The following is a 26,400-nucleotide window of genomic DNA, read 5'->3' on the forward strand; positions in this document are numbered from 1 at the left end:
GTCGAGCTGAACTATTGAAGGAGGGACAAGATATGGAAGTCATTTTCATGAACAGATTATCCAGAATGTTAGATCAGAATGAAGAGCATGCACAGCTGTGGATCGGTGAAGAAGAAGGAGCGTGGCATCTGGGGTGGAGCCGATATGAGGAAGGAGATCGAACGGATGACAACTGGTATGCTGGCAGTTCGTGGGACGAGCTGTTACATGTGTATCGTCATCAGTTAGCCATACAGATGAGCGAAGGATATCGTCCGTTGCTGCAGGGTTTGTTTCACGAAAATGATGATTTGAAGTCGCGCAGTTATGGCGGTCAGCGTCTTCATTGTTACAGTGAATTATACGGCAATGAGGGGCTGTATATGGATCTGTGCATATGGCGCAGGAAGAGAGCAGCGTCTGACCGGAAGGCCCCTTATTTTATTGCAACGAACCGGTTGTTGCGTTTGATCAGTGCATTTGTTCCACAAACCATCGATGAATTGATGCAATTACCTGGCGTAGGGGAGAGCAAGGCTTCCGAGTATGGAGAGGAATGGCTGGAGATTACGAATGGACTGGAACGTTCCACATCTTTCCCGCTAGATTGGGTGTACTCGGATCTGAAGGAACAAGAATATGAGAGCTGGCTGTACAAACAGAGAGAGCAGAAGTACAAGCAGGAACTTGACAGATTCACCACACGTAAGCAGGTACTTGAAGGTATGAAGGAAGGATATACGTTGGAGGAAATCGTAAATCGTTCCGGATTGTCCCGTAGGGAGCTGATTGAGTTATTGGAGACACTGGATTTGGAGGGATATGACACAGATTGTCTGCTTGATGCGGAGCTTGCTGTCATGCCCGAAGAGGAGCAAGAGGCGGTATGGAGTGCCTACGAGGAGCTGGGAGATACGTTTCTGAAGCCTGTATTACATAAGGTGTATGGAGAAGAAAAGCCTGGCGGTAGCAACCTGGAGCAGGTCTACGAAAGACTGCGCATGATTCGCATCCGGTTTCGTCGTGACACAGAGACGGAGCAGAATGCAGGCTAGATTGGAAATAGGACGTTAGTTGTCATACTTATAAGCGGATAATAAAAAAAGACGAAGCGTCTCAAAATGTGGAGCACTTCGTCTTTTTGCTATTTCAAACCCAATCTTTTTTGCGGAAAATAAAGAACATGCTCAGGCCCAGTGTAACCATCAGGCCAATAACCACAAAATAACCATACTTCCAGTCCAGCTCAGGCATGTTCGTAAAGTTCATCCCATAGATGCCCGTGATAACGGTCAGCGGCATGAACACCGTGGTAATGGCGGTGAACACACGCATGATTTCATTCGCCCGGTTGGCGATACTGGATTGGTAAGCTTCTCGCAAGTTCCCCATCAAGTCCCGATAAGTCTCAAAGGTTTCAGATATTTTCACAGCATTCTCATAAATGTCGCTGAAATACTTTTGCAGTTGATCATCAATAAGACGCAAATCTTTTTTATTGAGTGTGTTAATGACCTCTTTCTGAGGTCCCAGCACTTTCTTCAGCCATAAAATCTCACTGCGAAGCCCGATAATCTCATTTAGATGAGATTTCTTGGTATGCATCAGGATGTCTTCTTCAAGCTTCTCAATGCGCGCTTCGATTCGGTCACCAACGGTGAAATAATTATCAACAATCAAGTCAACCAGCAGATACAGCAGCTTATCCGGCGTACTGATTTCCTGTTCCCACAGGATCGGTTTCAATGTCCGCAATTCGCTGACTTTCTGTTTGGTTACACTGATAATAAAGTGTCTGCCAAGGAACAAGTTGACGGCACGTAAAAAAATCTCTTCATCATCAAAACGAATGCTATTAATAACAATAAAATAATGGCTCTCATAAATTTCAATCTTCGGACGTTGTTCTTCGTCACTCAAACAGTCTTCCACGGCCAGATCATGCATCATGAACAGCGGTTGAAGTACCGCCAAATCGTCTACGTCTGCATCAATCCAGTAAAACCCCTCCGCTGGTGGAGTCAGCGCCTGCTGAATGTCGTCCACCGGAATAAATACACCGTTATTTACCAACCGGATTTTCATTATTCATCTACTCCTTCTGCACCCGCCAAATGGGCGGATTTCATCAATATGGGCGCAAAAAGAACAGATCAGCCGGTCGGCAGCGGAGCCTGGAAGTCAGGACTGCGTTCGCTCTATAGTCAAACGGAAGTAACGTCCCGCTGCCGGCATGCTGATATCAATTCTCTATGCAGTTTGTCGGAATTCGGCTGCCAGTCAGGCCTCGGGTCGCCATCCATTGAATATGTCACCTCTCACATAAGGGTTTATAACACTTGTCTAGTATACCGCTGGTACAGGGTCCTTTCAAGCGCAAAAATGTGTCGATTTCGCGCCCTGGAGCAGTGTATGACAACGGATGATGAACGGTTCCGATCCTGAGGAACAGACATTGAACTACACCTTGACGTGAGGGGATTAATGTCTTAAAGTAAAAGGTGAACCACACTAGTTATTACAATTGAATAAAGCGAAATCTTATCAAGAGTAGGTGGAGGGACTGGCCCGATGAAACCCGGCAACCGGCGGTATACCGCACGGTGCTAATTCTTGCAGCGACCAAGTGTCCAAGTGACACTGTTGTAACTGAGAGATGAGAGAGGCGCATATCTATTTACATATGACCTTTCTCGGAATCCGAGGAAGGTCTTTGTTATATGCACCGACTTCTCAGCAGTGATTTTCGCTAAGGAACTTGAGCTTGCCGCCAGCAATGTGGTTGCAATTCAGCGCCTGCAGGCAAGCTCATGGCAGCCTATAACTGTACGGATGCGAATCGTATCGAGTCCGCAGTGGCTGCATCTATTTATGCACAAGGAGGAGTTAGAACCACCATGCCAATCAAAATTCCAGACACACTGCCTGCCAAAGAAGTACTTGCAGGAGAGAACATCTTTGTCATGGACGAGACATCTGCTTACCAGCAGGACATTCGTCCACTGCGTATCGCTATATTAAACCTGATGCCCACAAAGGAAACGACAGAAACTCAATTGCTTCGTTTGGTGGGTAACACACCCATTCAGGTAGATATCGTTCTGGTTCATCCAAAGTCTCATACGTCCAAGAACACTTCCCAGGAATATTTGGACTTATTCTACAAAACCTTTGATGAGATCGAACACCGCCGTTTTGACGGCATGATCATTACAGGCGCTCCTGTAGAGCAAATGGACTTTGAAGACGTGAACTATTGGAAAGAAATCCAGGAGATCTTCGAATGGACCAAAACGAATGTAACTTCGACCATGCATATATGTTGGGCTTCCCAAGCAGGTTTATACCACCATTTCGGAGTTCCAAAAGTTCCGCTGGATGAAAAATGTTTTGGCGTATTCTCACATACGATCAACAGATCCAATGTGCAGCTGCTGCGCGGATTCGATGAAGTATTCAACGTCCCGCATTCTCGTCATACGGAAGTGCGACGTGAAGATATTGAAAAAAATGATAACCTTGAAATATTGGCTGAATCCGAGGAAGCGGGTATTTTCCTCGTTGCTACCAAAGACGGCAAACAGATTTTTGCAACCGGACATGCCGAGTATGACCCGCTTTCATTGAAATGGGAATATGACCGTGATGCAGCTAAAGGCATGGACATTGCGCTGCCTAGACATTATTTCCCGAATGACGATCCTTCCCGTGTTCCCCCAGCCACTTGGCGGGCACATGCAAACTTATTATTCTCTAATTGGCTCAATTACTATGTGTATCAAGAGACACCTTACGATATTGGTCCACAAATTTAATCGACATTACAGGAGGATGCTGCAATGGAAGACAACAAGTTGAAAATCGAAAGTCGATTGGCCCAAATTGGGTCTATCAATGAACCGGTAACAGGCGCCATTAATTTTCCGATCTATCAATCCACTGCGTTTCGCCACCCAAAGCTTGGACAAAGCACGGGATTTGATTATATTCGTACGACCAATCCAACCCGTAAAGTGTTGGAAGAAGCAGCGGCAGCGTTGGAATCCGGTGATGCAGGTTTTGCCTGTAGCTCCGGCATGGCCGCTTTGCAAACGATTTTCGCTTTATTCGGACAAGGGGATCATCTGATTGTATCGCTAGATCTGTACGGCGGAACGTATCGTTTGCTTGAACGCATCCTGTCTCGATTTGGTGTGACAGCAAGTTACGTCGATACCAATGACTTGGCAGCTCTGGAAAGTATTCGTCAACCGAATACTAAAGCGGTATTTATTGAGACACCAACCAATCCACTAATGATGATTACGGATGTGGAAGCGGTATGCTCCTGGGCCAAGAGCCACAACTTGCTGACCATTGTGGATAATACACTACTGACTCCGTTCTTCCAGCGTCCAATTGAACTCGGTGCTGATATCATCATCCATAGTGCCACGAAGTATCTGGGTGGTCATAATGATGTACTTGCGGGATTAATTATTACCAAAGGGGAAGAACTGTCAGCCGAAATGGCATTTCTGCACAATTCCATAGGAGCTGTATTGTCTCCAAGCGACTCCTATCAGCTGATGAAAGGCATGAAGACACTCGCTCTTCGCATGGAGCGGCATGAGTATAATGCTTTGACGATTGCCAAGTACCTTTTGGAGCACCCAGCCGTTAATGAAGTGTATCATCCTGGTTTGTCGGCTCATCCCGGATTTGAAATACAGAATAAACAATCCAGTGGGAATACGGGCATCTTCTCTTTCAAAGTAAAGGATGCTCGTTATGTTGAACCATTGCTGCGTCATATCAAACTGATTGCTTTTGCGGAAAGCCTCGGGGGTGTAGAGTCGTTGATGACTTACCCTGCGGTACAGACCCATGCGGATATTCCGATTGAAATTCGTGACGCTGTAGGTGTAGATGACCGTCTGTTGCGCTTCTCTGTAGGGATCGAGCACGCCGAAGATCTGATTGCCGATCTGGGCAATGCACTAACAGCTGCACAGCAGGAGATAGAAGGGGGAACGCATCATGAGTGAGCAAAACCATAATGCCAACAATCATGAACGGAATGTTCATTCCGACCTGAAGTTCGACACCAAGCTGCTGCATTTCGGTGACGAAATTGATAAAACCACCGGGGCTTCCAGTGTGCCAATTTACCAGGCATCCACATTCCATCATTTTGATATTTTTAATCCACCTCAACATGATTATAGTCGTTCCGGTAACCCGACACGTCAGGCATTGGAGGATTACATTACATTGTTGGAAGGCGGAGCACGCGGATTTGCCTACTCCTCAGGGATGGCTGCCATCTCCAGTGTGTTCATGATGTTCTCGGCAGGCGATCACATGATTGTGACGGAAGATGTATATGGAGGAACGTATCGACTGCTTACTTCCATTCTGAGCCGGATGCAGATTGAGACTACCTTTGTGGATATGACCAATATTGAGGAAGTAAAGGCAGCGCTCAAACCGAATACGAAGGCAGTTTATATGGAAACACCTTCCAACCCGACACTTCGAATCACGGATATTGCTGCAGTCACCTCCTGGGCACAGGAACATGAGTTAATCTCCATTCTTGATAACACCTTCATGACGCCTTATTACCAGCGTCCGATTGAGCTCGGGGTGGATATTGTCGTACATAGTGCGACCAAGTTTCTTGGCGGACACAGTGATGTGCTGGCAGGTTTAGCCGTTGCTCGTACGGATTCATTGGGCAGACAGCTAAAACAATTGCAGAATGGACTTGGAACCGTCCTTGGTGCCCAGGAATCCTGGCTGCTGATGCGTGGTATGAAAACCTTGGGTGCGCGCATGGCACATAGTGAACAAAGCACAGCGAAGCTGGCTGCTTGGCTTAGTGGACGCAGTGATATTACGGCTGTATTTTATCCGGGGCTGCTGGATCATCCTGGGCGTGAAGCTCATGAACGTCAGTCAAGCGGATACGGCGCTGTCGTGTCGTTTGACGTAGGTTCGGGAGATCGGGCCAAGGCTGTACTCAACCGTGTGAAATTGCCAATTGTTGCTGTGAGTTTGGGTGCGGTTGAAAGTATCCTGTCTTATCCTGCGATGATGTCTCATGCGGCTATGCCGGCTGAGGTTCGCCGTGATCGAGGTATAACTGACGGATTATTGCGCTTCTCGGTTGGTCTGGAAGACATCGATGACCTGATTGCAGATCTGGATCAGGCACTTCAGGACTCGTAGAGTCAATAGTATTGAAACATGGGTGTTAGAGCCTGCTGAAAAAGAATTGAAATAGATGGCATATGTAAACATTTTTATTAATTTTTAAAGCACCTTCTCATAAGGTGCTTTTTTTCACATGTAACCTGTGTTACGATATGTGGAGTACAGAAATGCGATGTTGCCACCAAAACTTTCATCTATATGAGCAAGTTGGGACGGATCGTGATTATATTTTCTCTTCATGAGGGAGGCTTTTTTACGATGAGTACGGTAGACCGTATCTTAGATAAAGCCCTTCGGGGCGAACGTTTGGACTTGGAAGACACGATTCAGCTGTTTGAATCAAATGAAGTAGACAAAATCGGGGCAGCCGCCAATGTGATTGTAAAACGCATGCACCCCGAACCATACAGAACATTTGTAATTGGGCGTAACGTCAACTACACGAACGTGTGTGATGTGTACTGCCGTTTTTGTGCTTTCTACCGCAGACCTGGCTCTGACGAAGGATATGTACTTCCCGATGAAGTCATCTTCCAGAAGATCCAAGAAACCGAAGACGTGAATGGTACCGAGATTCTGATGCAAGGCGGAACGAATCCAAATCTGCCGTTTAGTTATTATACCGATCTGCTCAAAGCGATCAAGGAGCGTTTCCCTAATATTACGATGCACTCCTTCTCACCAGCCGAAATTATGAAAATGGTTGAGGTGTCCGACGGTCTTACTTTGGAAGAGGTTGTACGTGCAATTCACGAAGCGGGACTCGATTCCCTGCCTGGTGGTGGTGCCGAAATTCTGGATGACCGTACACGCCGTAAAATCAGCCGTTTGAAAGGTTCATGGCGCGATTGGATGGACGTTATGCAGACAGCTCACCGTATCGGTATGAACACAACGGCAACGATGGTTATTGGCCTTGGTGAAACGATGGAAGAGCGCGCACTGCATCTGCTTCGGGTACGTGAAGCTCAGGATGAGTGCATTGCGAACAAGTATGATTCCGAAGGATTCTTGGCGTTCATTCCTTGGACATTCCAACCGGATAATACAAACCTGAAGCTGGAGCGTCAGACGCCAGAAGAGTACCTGAAGACGGTAGCGATCAGTCGACTGGTATTGGACAACATCAAAAACATTCAATCCTCGTGGGTAACGATGGGACCTGAAGTCGGCAAAAAATCACTTGAATTTGGCTGCAACGACTTCGGTAGCACCATGATTGAAGAGAACGTGGTATCTGCTGCAGGCGCAACATACAAAGTTAACATTGGTTCCATTACGCAACTGATTCGGGAGTCCGGTTATATTCCAGCACAGCGTAACACAAGATATGACATCCTGCGGACGTTTGATGAGAATAATGCCATTCAACAAGATTTTGTAATGCAGAACTAATATATATTTTAAAGTACATTATGCTGATGAATTGAATGGTTAAGTCCATTCAGTCAGTTTGGATAAGAAGTCCGTTGATTACTCTTTATAAGGGGAATCGGCGGACTTTTTAATTTCACTTCACACCAAGCGATTATTCACAGATCATCAAACAGTACATATTACGCATTTGACGATATTTTATATTGGAATTCAACTGTTACAATGAAAGGACACGTGAGTAAGCAGACATGCTTGGGAAGGGGCAGGCCGATGAAAACAAGAAGACTTGGGAAGACGGAATTGGAAGTACCTGTACTGAGCTTTGGAGCATCCTCTCTAGGTTCCGTATTTCGTGATATTGACCGAGGTGAGGGTGTTCGTACGGTTCACGCCGCTGTAGATGCAGGGATGAACTATATAGATGTTTCGCCCTATTATGGATTAACAAAAGCTGAAATGGTGCTTGGAGAAGCCATCCGTAGTTTGCCACGCAGCTCGTTTACGTTGTCGACCAAGGCTGGACGTTATGGGGAGAATGCATTTGATTTTTCACGTAAGCGGATACATGAGAGTGTACAAGAGAGTCTAGATCGACTGCATACCGATTATATCGACATCCTGTTCTTGCATGACATTGAATTTGTCTCTGCAGATATTATTATTGAAGAAGCTTTTCCAACCTTACTCCGCCTAAAAGAGCAGGGAGTCATTCGCCATGCAGGGATTTGTGGCTTACCGCTGCGGTTATTCGAAAAGGTGCTGCCACAGATTGATGCCGACGCTATCATTTCCTACTGCCATTATGCATTGAATGATACTTCACTGCTGTCCTTGCTGCCCCTTTTGGAAAAGAAAGAAGTTGGCCTTGTGAATGCTTCGCCTCTTTCCATGGGTTTATTAAGCACAAGAGGCACTCCTGCCTGGCACCCGGCAGATGATCAAGTGAAGCAGGTTTGCCTGCAAGCGGCGCGGTTCTGTGCGGAACAGGGCACTAATATTGCGAAGCTTGCCGTACAGTTTGCAACAGCCAATGAACGGATTCCAACAACACTGGTCAGCAGTGCAAGTGAACATAATATCCGTCACAATGCAGCTTGGATTGATGAACCCCTGGATCAGGACCTGTTAACAGAGGTACTGCGTATTCTGGCTCCAATTCATAACGAGAGCTGGGCCAGCGGACGCCCTGAATATAACATTGAACATAACATGAAGTCACAAGCATCATCGAAGGGGGAACAGGAGTGAGAGCTGTTATATGTGAAGAAATAAATCGTTTAGCGTTACGAGACATAGCTGAACCTGAAAGAACCGAGAATCAGGCGCTGGTAACCATCCGCCGAATTGGAATTTGTGGCACAGATTTGCACGCCTACAAAGGTAATCAGCCATTTTTCACCTATCCCCGAGTACTTGGGCATGAGCTTTCAGGGATTATTGAAGAGATTGGCCCCAATGAAGCGGGCTTGAAAGCAGGAGATCAGGTAAGTATTATTCCATATTTACATTGTGGTCATTGTATCGCTTGTCGATCAGGGAAAACGAATTGTTGTGTGTCCATGCAGGTGATGGGTGTACATGTGGACGGCGGCATGCGAGAGAGGATTGCTGTTCCTGTCTCCCATCTGATCCAAGCCGAAGGACTTACGCTGGATGAAACTGCGATGGTAGAGCCGCTGAGTATTGGTGCTCATGCGGTCAGAAGAGCAGCCATAAAGCCTGGTGACCAGGTTGTGGTCATTGGAGCTGGACCCATTGGCCTGGGGGTGATGGCTTTTGCTAAACATGCGGGTGCTAGGGTCATTGCCATTGACCGGAATGTGGACAGGTTGGAACTTAGCCGCATGTGGGCTGGAGTGGATGCTATGGTTCAGGCCAATGAACAAGCGGCACAACAAGTTGCTGAAATCACGAATGGGGACTATGCGACGGCTGTCTTTGATGCAACAGGAAACATGCAATCGATGAATAATGCCATCCAATATGTGGCTCATGGTGGACAATTAATCTTTGTTGGACTGGTCAAAGCCGATATTTCCTTTCATGATCCAGACTTTCATAAGCGGGAGATGAGCATTCTGGGCAGCCGAAACGCCACACGGGAAGATTTTGAACAGGTCATGTCGATCTTGCGGGAGAAGAAATTGAACATGGATGGCTACATTACACACCGGTCGAGTTTGGATCAATTGCCTGAATCAATCGACACCTGGTTACAACCGGATTCGCATGTAGTGAAGGCAATAGTGGAATTATAAAAATAATCAATGAAAAAACTCTCTCTGACCTTAATGAATGGTTAACATTCATAGGAAACAGAGAGAGTTTTTATTTGCCCAACCTATAGGAATCTAGATTATTTTTCCGGGTTCGTCACAATACCTGCATGTGGATCAATATGACGCACAATGGATTTGAGCCAGATCATTTCAAGGAAATGAATCTCATAGTAGAGTGCTCCCGGAACGTGTTGGATCCAACCTTCAGCGACAGCAGGGTGCCCTGAATCCGATGAAGCATCCAATGTTCCAGGTTCACGGCGCAGCCGTTTACGGATGGCTTTTTCAACTTGAGCGCTTTGTGTGGTTAAAATACATATTTTGCGCTTAGCTGTGAATCCGCGGAATGCAATATACACCATTTCATATGCAATGAGATAAGCAATTACCGAGTACATCGCTTGATCCCAACCGAAGACAACACCAGCGGCGGTTAGAATCAACAAGTTGAGCAGCATGATTATTTTTTCGATAAGCATCCGTTTCCCGCTAAATACACGTTCAGGTGGACGGGAGGACGGATCACCGATTTCCAGCGTATCCAGTGTCCCACCATACCGCACGACTAGACCGATTCCTAGACCGAGACATAATCCGCCAAACATGGCAGCAGCCAGCGGGTGCTCGACAAGCGGCGGCATGGGATGAAGCACAATGGCACCAATCGAAAAGACAACCAAACCCAGAACAGTGACCAGTACGAATTTCTTTTGCACGAGTCTATAGGACAGAAAAATGAACGGAACGTTGAACAAAAACAGGAACAAACCAATCCTCATTTCGGTCCAGTGGGCGAACAACGAAGAGATGCCCGTAATGCCTCCAATAATGATCTTATTGGGATGTAGAAACAATTCAAGTCCCACGGAGGCCAGAATTCCACCCGCTATTACAAACAATAAATTCAACAGGCGACGGGCAGATGATAATCTGGTCTTGGCGGTTTGTGGCACCGGATTAGCCGATATCAGAGGTGCTTTCATAGGTCATCCTCCTTTGTGCGGCTTTCGTGCAATTCTCCCTGGGTTAATCACAGAAAGATCGGCGGTAGAGCCGCGATTACGATACGTTGTCTGTCTGAACAGACAAGGGGGTTACCCTTCTTTCTGCAGAACCTTCGGTTCTTCTTTCTTCTTCCGAGGATCTTTGAACTTAAATATTTTATCCAATAATCTGAACACATGTTTGGACTCTTTTGTTAATAACGGTCCAAGGATTGCCAGAATGAGTACATATAATGCGGCGAACGGTTGCAGCAGCGGGAGAAGTCCCCCGGCTTTACCCATGTTGGCCATAATGATTGAAAATTCACCACGTGACACAATGGTCAAACCGATATTGGCTGATGCTTTCGGTGATAGTCCTGCACTGCGCCCAGCCAGCATGCCTGCAAGGAAGTTTCCGAATAGTGTGAGCACAACTGCGATCAACGCAAGCCACACAGCTTCCCCTCCAAGAGACAACGGATCGATGGACAATCCAAAGCTGAAGAAGAAAACAGCTCCGAAGAAATCACGGAATGGCAGAATCAAGTGCTCAATCCGTTTTGCATGTTCCGTTTCAGCCAGTACCAAACCAACAAGCAAGGCGCCAATGGCTTCAGCGACATGAATGGTTTCGGAGAATCCGGCAACGAGGAACAATGCACCGAAAATCACAAGGGAGAACAACTCATTGGAGCGAATCTTAAGCACCTTGTTGAGCAGAGGTGTTGCTTTACGTCCAAGAATAATGACAATGAGCATGAATCCAAGTGCGATGAGTGCCGATACAATGACTCCTCCGATGGAGGATGAATCACTGAGCACAAGTCCAGACAAGATGGAGATATATACAGCGAGAAATACATCTTCAAACATGATAATTCCGAGAATCATTTCCGTCTCCGGATTCGCTGTTCGTTTCAGATCAACGAGTACTTTGGCGACGATGGCACTGGATGAAATGGTGGTAATCCCTGCAATGACAAGAGCTTCGGCGGCTGGGAAACCGGAAGCAAAACCAAAAATCAATCCCAGCGTGAAGTTAATCCCAATATAGATGGATCCGCCGACTGCAATGGATTTACCTGATTTGATCAAACGACCAACCGAGAATTCCAGCCCAAGATAGAAGAGCAGGAAGAGGATACCAATGCGGCCCATAAACTCAATAAACGGCTGACTTTCAATGAAACGGAAGTCCAGATGCCAGATCTTCATGGCATGAGGTCCGACGGCCATCCCGATCAGAATGTAAAATGGAACGACCGAAAATCTCAGTTTTGCGGATAAGAGTCCGGCTGCTGCAATGAGCACAAGTGCCAGACCCACTTCGAATATCAGATGATCCATCGACTCACCCCCTTCCGGTCAGGAGGAGGGATTTGAATAGCTTTTGCTGATTGCGTTCGCCAACGGCTACTACCGTGGACTCTGCACTAATCACGACCTCCGGACCGGGGCTGATATGTTTTTTGTGATTCTTCTCTACAACGGCAATAACCGTTGCCCCTGAGTTTTGACGAACGTCCAGTTCACCAATAGATTTACCGATACATCCGTAGGATGGCTCGATTTTGTACCATTCAATGATCAGATCGTCAAACGTTACTTCAATATTTTCAAGCTGCTTTGGTTTATAGGTCAATCCACCAACGATGGCAGCAATCTGTCTTGCTTCATAGTCATCCAGCGTAATCATGGAGATACTTTGGTCTGGGTCATCGTACTCAAAATGGTACATTTCCCGTCGACCGTCATCGTGAATAATGACAATGATTTTATCTCCACTGCTCGTTTCAATCTGAAATTTCTTGCCGATTCCCGGCAAATCTGTTTCGCGTACATCCATGGATAGTATGCCTCCTTAAATTGAGGGCTGGCCACAGAAGACAGGCTTATTTCCCGAAAATAGAATGAACTGTTGCGCTTAGGAACATTAAATGATGCGGGTAAACAGAGCCAGGGACTCCTGACACACAGCCTTGTGTTGTAAATTTTTAATGTAAACGGGGATAACAAAATAGACGTTAACAAATAGGTGTTGCCAAATAAAACTGATCGATATCTAACATTTGCTAAAAGGGTTAATAGTTATGCACAAGCACACCGTCTTTCAGACAGAGGTGTCTCCATGCAAAGCAACCTAAATTACGATGTAACGGCTAGCTAAGAGCGTTCACGTAAATTGGTGCTATAGGGGTGGGAGATACATACATACTGGTGAATTTGATAGGTAGCAGAAATAATCTGCGTTTAAACAGACAAATCAACGGTTTAAAGGGTAGACGCGGTGTTGGAATTCGCAGCATTAGCAACAAAGCGAGCACAAGAAAGACAGGTTTGTTATGCGTGACCGCAATCAACTTCGACATGACTTGTGGGTATTTGCGAATGGCAGGTTTCTGCTGAGACTCCAATGTGTGGACAAGCACTTCCTTGTTGGAAGTCGTCTCAACGGTTACCTCAACAGCGGATTCCGACTGCATCGGAATAGGGAAGGACAACGCTTGGAATACGCACAAAATGATAATAAAAGCGTAACGGAGTATTCTTGGTTGTTGTCTCATTTTGGCTTCCCCCCTTTTCCGTGAAACATACTGTTATAAAAATAATAACACATTTTTGTCTTAACTCCAAACGGTTTGATAATATACTGAGAAATCATGACACGCTTTCCATCAATCCGCTTCGTATATCCCTATCGGCCTTGCCATATACTTTGAACAGGAAGGAAAGGAGTGATTCTTATGGAACTGTTCGCCGTATGGACCGATGTATCAGGGCAGGAAGAAGCGGATCAATTTTATCGTTGTGTGAAGGAAAAAACCAAAGGTTTACATATAAGCAAAAGAGGATTTCGGCTCACCTTCAAACATAATGATGGCAGAGCGGCCTGGGTATGCAGAGGCAATGAGAATCACGCTGACTTCCAGCAGTGGCTGCCTCAGATCAGTGATTTGCTTGCGTCGGGGCTTGCAGATTACATCATGGATACGCGTGAACGTAGTATGGTAGAAGAGATGATTTCGAAAGCCTGCTCAGTTATGGATGAACATGAGGTGGAGAAGGTAAACCGGATATGCATGCCATTGTTATTTAATGGTGACTTGGATCAGCCAGGCCTACGGGAGCGTCGCCGTACCACTTTGGCCAATGGATTGAAGCAGGATTTGGAGGAGGTTCATTTTTTTCATCTTGAAGGCATTCTTAATTTTCGGATTCGGCAGTATAAACAGGAGCTTCATGAGCTGGTAGAATATGCACTGGATGAGTTCTGGATGGATCGTCAATATGAAGAGTTTATGGGATTACTCAAATATTTTGTATTCTTTCAGGAGGCGAAAGTACCTCTTGTGCATTTGATACACAAAGGATTACATGAATTTCAAGTACTGGATGCTGCGCTTAATGTCCTACCCGTACAAAAGGATGAACAGGTCGTCGTGGAGATGCCAGGGCTTGAATTGGAAATGGATATCGAAGATATGATCGTGAGTACGCTGATTTCCATCTCACCTGAAAAGGTCATGCTGCATACACGCACTCCAGATCTGCCTATCATCTCTACGATCCGTCAGATCTTTGAAGACAAGGTGCAGTTATGCCATCATTGTCCTGAGTGTGAAGTACTGCGCTCCGGATTGTTGACAGGTCTTGACGCAAGTGATATCGGCAATTATAATAACTGTTGATCCATGATTTATTTGAGTTGTTATGGAACAATAAACAAAAGCGTTGACAAAGACAAGAGCCATGCGCACGGTCGGTGCAGAGAGAGGGAACCAGGCTGAAATTTCCTCCGGATGCCACGTTTGGTTTACCCCTTTGGAGCTGCAGTTTTGAAAATGGATATAAATATTGCCTCATAATACAGGTAGTCATCCATGAGTAAGGATATGCCGGGTCATGCCCGTTACCGTCATGCCAATGAGGGCTGTACTTCCAATATGGATGAAGCAGCTGAATTAGGGTGGAACCACGAGAGTATACAACACTCGTCCCTTTGCCGGGACGGGTGTTTTTTGCGTTCCTTTGCAAAATTGCAGGAACAGCAATAGATTATCCATCCAAGAAATATATGGACAGAGGTTGAATTTACAGGAGGAATGAGACAAATGGCAGTTAACATTAAACTACCCGATGGTTCGGTTCGTGAGTATGCCGACGGAAGCAGCATTGAAGATGTGGCCGCTTCGATCAGTAGCGGACTTCGCAAAAATGCCGTAGCCGGCAAACTGGATGGAATCGTAGTGGACTTGTCCACAACACTTCACGAGGGAGCATTGGTGGAGATCGTAACACTGGATTCACCAGAAGGTCTGGAAGTGATGCGTCACAGTACAGCTCACTTGCTTGCTCAAGCTGTGAAGCGTTTATATGGAAACAAAGAGGTGCATCTCGGCGTTGGTCCTGTCATTGAAGATGGTTTCTACTATGATATGGATCTGGAACAACCGCTCAATCCCGAAGATCTGCAAAAGATCGAGAAGGAAATGGAACGTATTGTTAATGAGAATCTGCCAATTGTACGTAAGGAAGTTAGCCGCGAGGAAGCGATCAAAATCTTCGAAGAAGTGGGCGATCCTTACAAGCTCGAATTGATTCGTGACTTGCCAGAAGACAGTGTTATCACTATTTATGAGCAAGGTGAATTCTTCGACTTGTGTCGTGGGCCACACGTGCCATCCACCAGCAAAATCAAAGTATTCAAACTGATGAATGTTGCCGGTGCTTACTGGCGTGGAGATAGTAAAAACAAAATGCTGCAACGTATTTACGGTACTGCTTTTGTGAAAAAAGCACAGCTTGATGAGCATTTGCACTTCCTGGAAGAAGCACGTAAACGGGATCACCGTAAATTGGGTAAGGAACTCGAAATCTTCACATTCTCCCAACTGGTTGGACAAGGCCTGCCAATCTGGTTGCCTAATGGTGCGAAGCTGCGCCGGACGTTGGAGCGTTATATCGTAGATTTGGAAGAGAGCCTCGGATATCAGCATGTATACACACCGGTGCTTGGTAATGTTGAGTTGTACAAAACATCCGGACACTGGGAGCACTATCAGGAAGACATGTTCCCTAAAATGGTTATGGACAATGAGGAACTCGTTCTTCGTCCAATGAACTGTCCTCACCACATGATGGTGTACAAGTCCAGCATGCACAGCTACCGTGATCTGCCGATCCGGATTGCCGAGCTTGGCATGATGCATCGTTACGAAATGTCGGGCGCGTTGACAGGTCTGCACCGTGTACGTGCGATGACGCTGAACGACTCTCACATTTTCGCACGCCCGGATCAGATCAAAGAAGAGTTTGCTCGTGTTATTGAACTGATTCAAACGGTTTATAAAGATTTCGGCATTCACGAATATCGTTTCCGTTTGTCCTATCGCGATCCTCAGGATACCGAAAAATACTTCCAGAATGACGAGATGTGGGAGATGTCCCAACGCATGCTGCGTGAGGTTGTGGAAGAACTTAACCTTCCATTCTATGAAGCAGAAGGCGAAGCGGCATTCTATGGTCCAAAACTGGACGTTCAGATCAAGACAGCACTCGGCAAAGAAGAGACATTGTCTACTGTACAATTGGATTTCCTCCTGCCAGAGCGGTTTGAGCTTGAATATGTGGGAGATGATGGGCAGAAACATCGTCCAGTCGTTATCCACCGTGGTGTAATCAGTACGATGGAGCGTTTCACTGCATTCTTGCTGGAGAACTTTGCAGGGGCTCTGCCACTGTGGTTGTCTCCTGTACAGGCGAAGGTTATTCCGGTATCCGGAAACTTCGACGACTATGCACGTGAAGTGGAAGCGAAGCTGAAACGTGCAGGCATCTCTGCTGAAGCGGATCTGCGTAACGAGAAGCTTGGTTATAAAATCCGTGAAGCACAGCTTGAGAAAATGCCTTACATGTTCGTCGTTGGTGAAAATGAACGTAATGCAGAGGGTGTATCTGTGCGGAAACGTGGAGAAGGCGATCTCGGCATGAAACCAGTGGACGAAATTGTAGCCCAGCTCAAAGAAGAGATTGCAACAAGACTGGTGTAATCCTGAATTGTGGGCTCTATAATAAAAAACCGTGTGAACCATATTGGAGTAAATCCAATGGTTCACACGGTTTTTTTTGTAGTTTTTAAGGTTTTCTGGACATCGGGTTTAAAAGCCTTAATAGGTGAAAAGTATAGAATTTTTTCATTATGGAAAACCTTTGCAGTAAGGGGGAGGTTCTATATGAAAAAGCAATTCTTATTTCAAAAGAAAAACATAAGGTTCATCATCTCATGCAGTGTAGTGCTCATTGGAGTAGTCTTGGGGTGGAATCAGGCAGAGGCATATACCTTTGAAGAGGAAAATGAAGTCATGTATGTGGAGAATCGACACAGCGAAACTTCAGGAGAGCTTGAAGGCGTACATTCAGAAACGGCAGTTTATGAATACAGTGATCAGGCTCAACTCACAACCTTGGTCTATATGGGATTTTTATGGTCTCCGCAGCCTATTGTCATTCCGCGAACGGAAATTCCGGAGAAGCACATTGCAGTTGACCCGTCGATGCCGGTGCTCGCTCCGCGTACAGAACAGATATTGGACACACATAAGGTGACGGCTACCGGTTACACTGCGGGTGTGGAATCAACCGGAAAAGGTCCAAAACATCCTCAATACGGAATTACGTATTCGGGTGTAAAGGTACGCCGCGATAAAGAAACGGTCTCTACGATTGCAGCTGATCCAAAGCTGTTCCCGCTGGGTTCCATTTTATATATTCCCGGTTACGGTTACGGAATCGTTGCAGACACAGGCTCCGCAATTAAGGGCAATAAAATTGATCTTTATTTCCCTACAACAAAGCAAGTGTATAAAGAATGGGGCAAAAAGGACGTCGAAGTACAGTTGATCAAACAAGGTGCTGGAAAATGCACTGAAAAAATGCTGGAAGAGTTATCGGAAGCCATTGATGTGTACAAATCCGTTCCGGATTCTTGGCTGGACAAGGCCGTATAATGATGAATTTTAATACATGAATAACGGACGTGCACTCTTCACATAATACTCTCTGGGGACGAACCCCGCGTTGCAGACATGCAATGTAAATATGAAGAGAGAGGTGATCGTCGTGGCTAAGAAATCTCAAGGTTCACAAACGCCAAACGAGAAGTACAATGCAGAGTTTGGAGAAGAGAGTGCAGCAAGCAAGGTGAAACAATCGCACCAAAACAAAGTGAAGGATAACTTCCAAACACCTGATGAAAAATACAATGCTGAGTTCGGTACCGAGAACACAGGCAAAACACAAAAGTAAATCAATGCACAGACACCTTGGAGAATTTCTCCAGGGTGTTTTTAATATTTTACATAAATACCCTTCCAGCTCGGTCTCGAGACTGAGATGAATTCCATCTGCCGCCGCTGTTAACCAATCCTTGTCTGAGGTAAACTGGATACAGAATACAGACAAAGGAGAAATGAGCGATGAAACGATCTACGCGGGACCGCTGGTGGGTTGGCATTCCTCTTATTGCGATTGGCGCAATAATATTGTTCAGGCAATTGGGCTATGACATAGATATCGGATACATGTTCAGAACATATTGGCCGTTATTTTTGATTTGGTGGGGTGTAAAAGGTATAACCGAAATTCGGCGTAATGGAAGTCATGCATTGATTGGGCCGGCCATTGTACTGGCGATTGGTGGATATTTCTTGGCCCGTAATCTGGGATGGATTGATTACTCCATGGGAGAGTTTATACGCTACCTAATTCCAGTAATGCTCATTGGTGGGGGATTGTTCGTTCTGATCGGTCCTCGTCGTCGTGACAGGAAACATCATGACCAAGTACAACCGCCTCCGCCGCCGGAGCCACCATATAAACCATTGTCCCCTGAGGACCTGGAAATGCCGTCTTCGTTTGACGAGCAGTTCGAGAAAACATTTGGCAAACCAAAACAGGAACAAAAGAATGATGCACATGGCTCATTTTATACAGATAAGGAAGACGAACCTAATTCACACGGACATCAACACCATCATAAACATCAGCATCATCATCACAAGCATAAAGGTTACGGTTCAAATAAAAAAGCATACGGAACATTTGATGACGATGACCACTATGATGATGATCCGAATTATTATGGTGGCCATGGGAATACGATTAACAAATCGGCATTTATCGGTGATATGTATATGGGACAGGAAGTGTTCTCCCTGAAACCGATGAATATTTCAGCATTTATTGGCGATACGGTGATCGATTTGACGAAGGCGCAAATACCTTATGGTGAGACGAAGATTAACATTTCCTCTTTTATCGGGGATGTGAAGGTATTTGTTCCGGAAGATATGGATCTCGGTGTGACTGTGACGACGAACTCGTTTATTGGGGACATGTCCCTGTTAAATCAAAAACGGGGCGGATTCTTAAGCAGTGCTCAGGCTGAAACAGCGCATTATCGCGAAGCAGGAAAAAAAGTACGGATTGTCGTTAGTGTGTTTATTGGAGATGTCAAAGTGAACAAGGTGGGTTAACGCATGATTCGAACGATTCTCAAAGCAAATAAGTGGGAACTGATGATGTATTTTGCGCTGACCGGACTCATTACTTTGGGCGGTTTTTACTTGCTGTACGGGGAAGTGCTCATGGGAACAGGGCGTCAGCGTGCATGGACCTATGTTGCTGTTGTGCTCCTGGCTACCGTAATCACGGGCTACATTGCCGCCTTACGGCTTCAACGCAAGATTGATCTGCTGGATCTTAACATGCTGAAAGTGTCCAAGGGCAATCTCGCTGTGCGTATGCCTGAGGCAGATGATGCCTCCTTCGGACGGGTATATCAGGAATTCAATGTCATGATGGATTCGATTGAGAAAAAAATGAGATTGCTTCAGCGGCTTGGTGAGCAGGAAGTCATTGAAAAGGAACAGGCATCTGAACGCGCTGTAATTGAAGAACGCAAACGGATGGCAAGGGATTTGCATGATACGGTCAGCCAACAGCTTTTCGCCATGCATATGTCGGCTTCCTCCTTACCACGTCTGCTGGAGATGAATCCCGAGCATGGCAGCAAAGTGCTGGATCAACTTATTCAGATGTCACATATCGCACAGCGGCAGATGCGAGGTCTTATTGCTCAGCTTCGCCCAGTGGAGTTGGAGGGAAGGAATCTTGGAGAAGCGCTGGATAGCTGGTTCCCGGATTATTGCAGGCAGAATGGTTTAAAAGGAGTGAAAGAGCTGGAACTGGATGGCGGAATTTCCGATGCCATCGAGCACCAGCTGTTTCTTGTTATTCAGGAAGCGGTCGCTAATGTGGTCAAACATGCAGAAGCGGGACTGGTCAGTCTATCCATACGAGAGAGTGAACATCAGATCAGCATGAGCATTAGCGATGATGGTCAAGGTTTTTTGCAGCAAGCGGAACGGCCTGGTTCATACGGATTATCAACGATGCGTGAACGGGCAGAGAAACTTGGAGGTCAGGTTCAGATTATATCGAAGCCGGGAGCGGGGACGACGGTGCGGGTATTCATCCCGAAATTCCCGAAAGAACCAGAGGGGGAAACGGAATGAGCGGAAAAGTGAATGTAATGATTGTAGATGATCATGATATGGTGCGAATGGGGTTAAAAACGTATCTTATGTTGGAACCCACTTTTCATGTGATGGGGGAAGCCGGCAACGGACAGGATGCATTGAATCAGCTGCGCAAGCTGGGAGATAACGATCTGCCTGACCTCATCCTGATGGACCTGATGATGCCTGTGATGAATGGTGCGGAAGCGACACAAGCGATCATGACCGAATTTCCGGGCATGAAAATTGTAATGCTGACCAGTTTTCTGGAGGATGACCTTGTGGTACAAGCGATTGAAGCCGGAGCGGTCAGTTATGTACTGAAGACGGTATCTGCTGAAGAGTTAATCTATGCTCTGCAAGGAGCATACCGGGGTATGCCAGTAATGACAGGCGACGTATCGCAGGCATTGACCCGTGGCATCAGGCAGCGAACTGCAAGAGAGAACGAATCCGGCCTGACGGAACGGGAAAAAGAAGTGCTTTTGCTGATTGCAGAGGGCAAGACCAATAAGGACATCGGGGAAGAACTACATATTAGTATCAAAACCGTCAAAACTCATGTGAGCAATCTGCTGATGAAATGTGAAATGGACGATCGGACACAGCTGGCAATCTACGCTCATCGTCAGGGCTGGGTGAAGAATAAGGGTTAGAATGCAGATTTGGCGGGAAAAATGTTCTATAACAGCGTGCTTTTATCTCCTTTTTAATTGTTTTTAAGGTACGGTTAAGGTTTAAAGTACAAAATAAGGACAGTTAAAGAATATCTCTTGCGAAGAAGAGATTGGGAGGTAGAGAGGCATGGACGAACGTAATTACAGAGCGAACCGTCAAGACGAGGAAAATGAAACTAAACAAGCGGAGAATCGCAATTCATCCGGGACGGACGATTCCTCCTATTATTATTCTTATGGACCTTTTCAGTCCGTGAATCAGGAAGATACAGCAAGTCATAATGGGGAACATAATCAACGTGAAGAAGGAAATGTAGAGATTACAAGACCTGACCCCGTGAAGCCCGTACCTACTTACTACAGTAATTACAGTAACGAATCATCTGATCAAGCCAATACGTCCTCCAGAGGCGGCAATGGTTCAGGTGGCAACGGAGGAGATCAGGGGAACGGCGGCAAGAACAATGGCAATTGGAATTATAATAACCGTCGGCCACGTTCTTCTGTAAGATCGCTTCTGTTCTCTTTTATCGCCGGGATGCTGGTCATCACAGTGCTGATGTACACAGCGGACAGAACAAACATGTTTACACCACAGGAAGCGCTGACAAGTGCAGAAAATGAAAGCTCCAGTCAGTCATCCACTCCTACCAACTCAGGCAGCAGCAATAACGTGACAGCGTCATTACTGCCAACGGGTAAAGAGGATGTATCCTCTGTAGTAACGAGTACAAGTCCGGCTGTCGTAAAAATTGAAACACTAGCGAAGCAGTCTTCACGCAGCAGCAGCCAAGGTGGTTCTACGATGAGTGATCCATTGTACCAATACTTCTTTGGTAATGGAGGCAATGGCGGAACAGATAGCTACCAAGGCCAAAATAATCAGCAGCAACAGCAACAAAGCAGCAATCAGTTGGTTCCACTCGGTATTGGCTCCGGATTTATTTTTGACAAAGAAGGCTACATCCTGACGAACCAACACGTGGTTCAGGGTGCAGATGTGATTCAGGTAACGCTGGAGAATAACAGCAAACCGTATGAAGCGAAATTGCTGGGAAGCAGCTTCGACCTTGACCTTGCCGTATTGAAAATCGAGAAAAACAGCGGCGATGATGCTTTCCCTGTCGCTCCACTGGGCGATTCCAACAGCACACAAGTGGGTGAATGGCTTGTAGCTATTGGTAACCCGGAAGGATTTGAACACACAGTTACTGCAGGTGTATTGAGTGCGAAAGAACGTACGATCAGCATTCCGGACGAAGAAACAGGCAAAACCCGTGAGTACAGCCACTTGTTACAAACGGATGCTTCCATCAATCCTGGTAACTCCGGTGGCCCATTACTTAACCTGAATGGTGAAGTCATTGGCATGAACGTTGCGGTTAGCGCGGATGCACAGGGTATTGGATTTGCTATTCCTTCGAGTGTAATCTCGGATGCGGTTAAATATCTGAAAGAAAACAAAGAAGTTCCCAAAGAGCCTGTACCATTCATTGGTGCATCTCTGATGGCCCTCACGCCTGAAGTGGCTAAACAGATGGGCACGGATATCACTGAAGGTTCAGTTGTAGCCAGCACGATCTATCAATCCCCTGCTTACCAAGCAGACCTGCGTGCTTATGACATCATCACAGGTGCCAATGGTACAGCGTACAACACAAGTCAGGATTTGATTGATTTCATCAAGAAACAGGAAATCGGTAGTGAAGTGACACTAAATGTTGTTCGGGACGGCAAAAAAATGGATGTGAAAATCAAAATCGGCAACAAAAATGATTACGATACTACACAAACGACGGATCAACAACAGCAACAACAACCATAATGCCAAATCATAGGTTATAGAATAAGGTTTAGAAGAGCGGAAGGGTTCGAGGGCCCTTTCGCTTTTTTTGCACTATATACGGTTGTAATCCATCAAGGTGGACTTGAAAAGCAACAAGGTACATGGAGAGATGCAGATTGCTCTTCTGGCTGTTACAATGAGATTAAAACGCTAAGGGATAAAGGAGAAAGACCATGCGCTCAACTATTCTGATTGTTGATGATGATGAAAAAATTGTGTCCATGCTTCGGCGGGGACTTGCTTTTGAAGGATATGATGTACAGACAGCTTCGAATGGGGCTGAGGGCCTCAGTAAGCTGATGGATAAAGAGCCCGATATCGTGGTTCTTGATGTCATGATGCCGCAAATTGACGGGTTTGAAGTATGCCGCAGACTCAGAGAGGCGGGGAGCAAGGTTCCCGTGCTGATGCTCACTGCCAAAGATGAAGTACAGAGTCGGGTAATCGGGTTGGATACAGGTGCAGATGATTATCTCGTGAAGCCGTTTGCACTAGAAGAACTGTTGGCTCGTGTTCGTGCCTTATTGCGTCGTAAAGCAGATATAGCTGACACGCCTGATAACCGTCTTATGTATGAGGATATTATTCTGGATAATGATTCTCGTGAGGTGTTGCGTGACGGTCAGCGTCTGGAACTAACTGCCAAGGAGTTCGAATTGCTGAATCTGTTCATGCAAAATCCGAAACGTGTGCTGTCCCGTGATCTGATTATGGATAAAATCTGGGGTTATGATTACAGTGGTGAGTCCAATGTGCTCGAAGTGTATATTGCCATGCTCAGACAAAAAACCGAAGAATACGGCGGCAAACGTTTGATCCAGACCATCCGGGGAGCCGGCTATATTTTGAGAGGTGACTCCTGACATGTCCATTCGGTTAAGATTAACCGCGTGGTATTCAGGCATCTTGGCAGCCGTGCTCATTTTTTGGGGAGTTGTAATCTACGCTTTTGTTTATTTTAATACCTATCAAGAAGTGGAACAGCAGCTGAAAGATAAAAGTGAACGAATTACGAATCAGATAGGTGTCAATCCGCTTTCACAGTCACTGGATCTGGACCCTTTTACGGAAAGTCAGCTGCAGGAAGCTCAGATCTACATCCAGTTGTGGGACTACCAGAGCAGATCTGGTAAAATCTCAGGCAATATGGAGAAACTTCAGATTCAATTTCCCGTTGTGAAATCCAATGAGATTCAGAAAAAACGTGGAATATCTAAGATCTATGTGAATGGGACCCCTTTCTTGGTGAATCAGCAGCCCCTGTCTCTTCAGGGAACCAATGAAATAAGGGGGCTCCTTCAAGTCGGTGCCAATGTAAGTTCCCAAGAACGATTGCTGGAAGCTCTGCGAAATATTCTGGTCTTTGGCTGGCTTGTCGCTATGGCACTTGCAATTACTTCGGGTCTGATTCTGGCTCGCAAATCCATGCGTCCGCTCGTCAATGTGATTGATGCGGCCAATCAGATTCAGTCTGGGGATGACCTTAGTGTGCGTATTCAATACACGGGTCCCATGGATGAGATTGGACGTCTGATTGAAACCGTCAATAATATGCTTGAACGAACAGAGCTGTCATTCAGAGGGCTCGAGGAGACGAATAAAGCTCAGCGCAGATTTGTATCTGATGCCTCGCATGAGCTGCGTACACCGCTGACCACCATCCGTGGCAATGTGGACTTCCTTAAGAAGCTGTGGGATCAAGAGAGCACGGACCGACCGAATCTGGACGAAGAAACGGTTAAACAAATGTCGCTCGAAGCGATAGAGGACATGGCGGATGAAGGCAAACGTATGAGTAGACTGATCAGTGATATGCTGTCTTTGGCCAGAGCCGATACAGGACAGAAAATCGAACTGAATCCGATCCCGTTGCAGATTCTGGTACAGGAAGTGGCTCGCAGATCGCAATTCCTTGATCATCAGGCAGACTGGCGTCCAGGAGATCTATCGATTCTGAATGGCATATATGTGAACGGCAGCAAGGACTATTTGCAGCAGATGTTGTTTATTTTTATCGAGAATGCTTTCAAGTACACGCCAGATGGCTCGGTTACGCTTGATGCAATACTTTATAAAGGTCAGGTAGGACTACGCATCAGTGATACGGGAATTGGAATGGATCGGGATGAAGTTCCGTTTATCTTTGACCGGTTCTATCGGGCGGATGAGTCGCGCGGTGCCACACCAGGTATAGGTCTGGGACTGTCGATTGCCAAGTGGATCATTGAGGAACACCAGGGATCTGTCGAGGTTGTAACCAGACGTGGAGAAGGAACGACCTTTATCATTTGGTTGCCGGTTGTCTTTGCTCCGCCTATCGAATAAGGTTATAATAGACAGGACTGCAATTACATCGGCTATCTTTGCCGAGAAAGAAAGCGGGTGGCAACCAAGTGGAAGTACTGCGAATTTCGCCGCGGGGATATTGTTATGGAGTTGTGGATGCGATGGTGCTCGCGCGCCAGGCGGCACGCAATCTGGACCTACCACGGCCTATTTATATATTGGGTATGATTGTGCATAACCAACATGTGACGGACTCTTTTGAAGATGAGGGAATTATTACACTGGACGGACCGAACCGGATTGATATTTTGAGCCAAGTAGAGAGTGGAACAGTGATCTTTACGGCTCATGGTGTATCTCCGGAAGTGCGCAAGATGGCACGTGATAAAGGTTTGACTACAGTGGATGCAACTTGTCCGGATGTAACCAAAACCCATGACCTTATTCGGGAGAAGACGGCAGAAGGATACGACATTATCTATATCGGGAAAAAGAATCATCCAGAGCCGGAAGGTGCGGTTGGTGTTGCACCCGATCATGTTCATCTGATCGAGAAGGAAGAGGAGATTGACGGTCTGAACGTACCTCCTGGCAAAATCCTTATTACAAACCAGACGACGATGAGTCAATGGGACATTAAACACATTATGAGCCGTCTTCTGGAGAAGTATCCAGGCGCAGAGATTCATAATGAGATATGCTTGGCTACTCAAGTTCGTCAGGAAGCTGTTGCGGAACAGGCAGGGCAAGCAGATCTGGTCATTGTTGTAGGTGATCCTCGCAGCAATAACTCCAACCGACTTGCACAAGTATCAGAGGAAATTGCGGGTGTAACGGCATATCGTGTATCAGATGTGGCTGAGATTCAGCAGGAATGGCTGAAAGGTGTGAATAAGGTGGCGGTGACTTCAGGTGCTTCTACGCCAACACCGATCACGAAGGAAGTCATCTTGTATCTGGAGCAATATGAACATGACAAGCCGGAAACATGGGAGATCAAGCGTACGGTTAATATGAGCAAGCTGTTACCTCCTGTAAGGGAAAAGACTCGTACGACGTAAACAAAACATGAATATAAGAATCTTGCAGTAAAGAGCCGGAATCCGGTGACTGACTGCAGGATTCTTTTTTTTGAAGGAAATAAAGAGCCGGCTTGACTGAAAAGGGTGAATATGTTATATTTACTTTAGTGGA

At 46.1% G+C, this 26,400-nt stretch carries 24 protein-coding genes and 1 riboswitch; of the genes, 19 read left to right on the forward strand and 5 right to left on the reverse strand.

The window, feature by feature from the left end; all coding sequences use genetic code 11:
* The first annotated feature begins 32 nt into the window (after nt 1-32).
* Nucleotides 33-1,034, forward strand: a complete 1,002-nt coding sequence (locus RS891_RS08975; RefSeq protein ID WP_315795116.1) for an HRDC domain-containing protein — start codon at nt 33-35, stop codon at nt 1,032-1,034.
* Nucleotides 1,035-1,128: 94 nt separating this feature from the next.
* Here RS891_RS08975 and corA read toward each other — a convergent pair whose 3' ends face one another.
* On the reverse strand, nt 1,129-2,064 hold the full coding sequence (gene corA / locus RS891_RS08980) for a magnesium/cobalt transporter CorA (RefSeq protein WP_053780458.1): 936 nt from the start codon (nt 2,062-2,064) through the stop codon (nt 1,129-1,131).
* A gap of 453 nt (nt 2,065-2,517) precedes the next feature.
* Nucleotides 2,518-2,642, forward strand: a riboswitch (SAM riboswitch).
* A 234-nt stretch (nt 2,643-2,876) separates the two neighbouring features.
* On the opposite strand from corA, the gene metA reads away from it, so the two are divergent.
* The 6 genes from metA (at nt 2,877) to RS891_RS09010 (ending at nt 9,812) form a co-directional block, all read left to right on the forward strand.
* Nucleotides 2,877-3,794: a homoserine O-acetyltransferase MetA gene (metA, locus tag RS891_RS08985; RefSeq protein ID WP_113051738.1), complete on the forward strand. Its 918-nt coding sequence runs from the start codon at nt 2,877-2,879 to the stop codon at nt 3,792-3,794.
* 24 nt (nt 3,795-3,818) lie between these two features.
* Entirely contained in the window at nt 3,819-5,006 is a 1,188-nt protein-coding gene (locus RS891_RS08990; protein WP_315795117.1) for an aminotransferase class I/II-fold pyridoxal phosphate-dependent enzyme, read from the forward strand.
* The gene (locus RS891_RS08995) at nt 4,999-6,192 is read left to right on the forward strand and encodes a trans-sulfuration enzyme family protein (protein ID WP_113051640.1); all 1,194 of its coding nucleotides are present in this window, start codon (nt 4,999-5,001) and stop codon (nt 6,190-6,192) included. Before RS891_RS08990 ends, RS891_RS08995 begins: the two co-directional genes overlap by 8 nt.
* A gap of 243 nt (nt 6,193-6,435) precedes the next feature.
* On the forward strand, nt 6,436-7,572 hold the full coding sequence (gene mqnC, locus RS891_RS09000; RefSeq protein ID WP_063564227.1) for a cyclic dehypoxanthinyl futalosine synthase: 1,137 nt from the start codon (nt 6,436-6,438) through the stop codon (nt 7,570-7,572).
* Between the two features lie 252 nt (nt 7,573-7,824).
* A complete protein-coding gene (locus RS891_RS09005) occupies nt 7,825-8,802 on the forward strand; it encodes an aldo/keto reductase (RefSeq protein ID WP_113051739.1) in 978 nt (325 codons plus the stop codon).
* Nucleotides 8,799-9,812 (forward strand): zinc-binding alcohol dehydrogenase family protein, encoded by a 1,014-nt coding sequence (locus tag RS891_RS09010; RefSeq protein WP_315795118.1) that lies wholly within the window; start codon nt 8,799-8,801, stop codon nt 9,810-9,812. The genes RS891_RS09005 and RS891_RS09010 overlap by 4 nt, the downstream gene beginning before the upstream one ends.
* Before the next feature lie 98 nt (nt 9,813-9,910).
* On the opposite strand, the gene RS891_RS09015 is transcribed toward RS891_RS09010, so the two are convergent.
* The 4 genes from RS891_RS09015 to RS891_RS09030 form a co-directional block, all read right to left on the reverse strand.
* The gene (locus tag RS891_RS09015) at nt 9,911-10,816 is read right to left on the reverse strand and encodes a YitT family protein (RefSeq protein ID WP_315795119.1); all 906 of its coding nucleotides are present in this window, start codon (nt 10,814-10,816) and stop codon (nt 9,911-9,913) included.
* Nucleotides 10,817-10,927: 111 nt separating this feature from the next.
* Nucleotides 10,928-12,166 carry a cation:proton antiporter gene (locus RS891_RS09020; protein WP_113051643.1) on the reverse strand — a complete coding sequence of 413 codons (1,239 nt, stop codon included), beginning with the start codon at nt 12,164-12,166 and terminating at the stop codon, nt 10,928-10,930.
* 4 nt (nt 12,167-12,170) lie between these two features.
* Nucleotides 12,171-12,665 (reverse strand): cation:proton antiporter regulatory subunit, encoded by a 495-nt coding sequence (locus tag RS891_RS09025; protein WP_053780467.1) that lies wholly within the window; start codon nt 12,663-12,665, stop codon nt 12,171-12,173.
* A gap of 313 nt (nt 12,666-12,978) precedes the next feature.
* On the reverse strand, nt 12,979-13,383 hold the full coding sequence (locus tag RS891_RS09030) for a hypothetical protein (protein ID WP_076289900.1): 405 nt from the start codon (nt 13,381-13,383) through the stop codon (nt 12,979-12,981).
* Nucleotides 13,384-13,563: 180 nt separating this feature from the next.
* Between RS891_RS09030 and RS891_RS09035 the strand changes: the two genes are divergently transcribed.
* The 12 genes from RS891_RS09035 to RS891_RS09090 all read left to right on the forward strand — a co-directional run bounded on the left by RS891_RS09035 (nt 13,564) and on the right by RS891_RS09090 (nt 26,267).
* Nucleotides 13,564-14,508 (forward strand): putative sporulation protein YtxC, encoded by a 945-nt coding sequence (locus RS891_RS09035; protein ID WP_113051644.1) that lies wholly within the window; start codon nt 13,564-13,566, stop codon nt 14,506-14,508.
* 192 nt (nt 14,509-14,700) lie between these two features.
* The gene (locus RS891_RS09040) at nt 14,701-14,874 is read left to right on the forward strand and encodes a hypothetical protein (RefSeq protein WP_175383954.1); all 174 of its coding nucleotides are present in this window, start codon (nt 14,701-14,703) and stop codon (nt 14,872-14,874) included.
* Between the two features lie 57 nt (nt 14,875-14,931).
* Nucleotides 14,932-16,869 carry a threonine--tRNA ligase gene (gene thrS / locus RS891_RS09045; protein ID WP_064639432.1) on the forward strand — a complete coding sequence of 646 codons (1,938 nt, stop codon included), beginning with the start codon at nt 14,932-14,934 and terminating at the stop codon, nt 16,867-16,869.
* 183 nt (nt 16,870-17,052) lie between these two features.
* Nucleotides 17,053-17,826 (forward strand): 3D domain-containing protein, encoded by a 774-nt coding sequence (locus tag RS891_RS09050; RefSeq protein ID WP_315795120.1) that lies wholly within the window; start codon nt 17,053-17,055, stop codon nt 17,824-17,826.
* Nucleotides 17,827-17,938: 112 nt separating this feature from the next.
* Complete coding sequence (locus RS891_RS09055) at nt 17,939-18,124, forward strand: hypothetical protein (protein WP_113051741.1); 186 nt, start codon at nt 17,939-17,941, stop codon at nt 18,122-18,124.
* Between the two features lie 170 nt (nt 18,125-18,294).
* Complete coding sequence (gene liaF, locus RS891_RS09060) at nt 18,295-19,353, forward strand: cell wall-active antibiotics response protein LiaF (RefSeq protein WP_315795121.1); 1,059 nt, start codon at nt 18,295-18,297, stop codon at nt 19,351-19,353.
* A gap of 3 nt (nt 19,354-19,356) precedes the next feature.
* Nucleotides 19,357-20,394 carry a HAMP domain-containing sensor histidine kinase gene (locus RS891_RS09065; protein WP_076289897.1) on the forward strand — a complete coding sequence of 346 codons (1,038 nt, stop codon included), beginning with the start codon at nt 19,357-19,359 and terminating at the stop codon, nt 20,392-20,394.
* Entirely contained in the window at nt 20,391-21,053 is a 663-nt protein-coding gene (locus tag RS891_RS09070; RefSeq protein WP_315795122.1) for a response regulator transcription factor, read from the forward strand. The genes RS891_RS09065 and RS891_RS09070 overlap by 4 nt, the downstream gene beginning before the upstream one ends.
* Before the next feature lie 148 nt (nt 21,054-21,201).
* Nucleotides 21,202-22,899 carry a S1C family serine protease gene (locus RS891_RS09075; RefSeq protein ID WP_315795124.1) on the forward strand — a complete coding sequence of 566 codons (1,698 nt, stop codon included), beginning with the start codon at nt 21,202-21,204 and terminating at the stop codon, nt 22,897-22,899.
* A gap of 194 nt (nt 22,900-23,093) precedes the next feature.
* A complete protein-coding gene (locus RS891_RS09080) occupies nt 23,094-23,783 on the forward strand; it encodes a response regulator transcription factor (protein WP_076289894.1) in 690 nt (229 codons plus the stop codon).
* Between the two features lies 1 nt (nt 23,784).
* Nucleotides 23,785-25,245, forward strand: coding sequence for a sensor histidine kinase (locus RS891_RS09085; protein WP_076289893.1), 1,461 nt, complete (start codon nt 23,785-23,787; stop codon nt 25,243-25,245).
* Nucleotides 25,246-25,313: 68 nt separating this feature from the next.
* Nucleotides 25,314-26,267, forward strand: coding sequence for a 4-hydroxy-3-methylbut-2-enyl diphosphate reductase (locus RS891_RS09090; RefSeq protein WP_076289892.1), 954 nt, complete (start codon nt 25,314-25,316; stop codon nt 26,265-26,267).
* The last annotated feature ends 133 nt before the right edge of the window (nt 26,268-26,400 follow it).

The sequence above is a fragment of the Paenibacillus sp. BIC5C1 genome, from assembly GCF_032399705.1.
GTDB lineage: Bacteria > Bacillota > Bacilli > Paenibacillales > Paenibacillaceae > Paenibacillus > Paenibacillus taichungensis_A.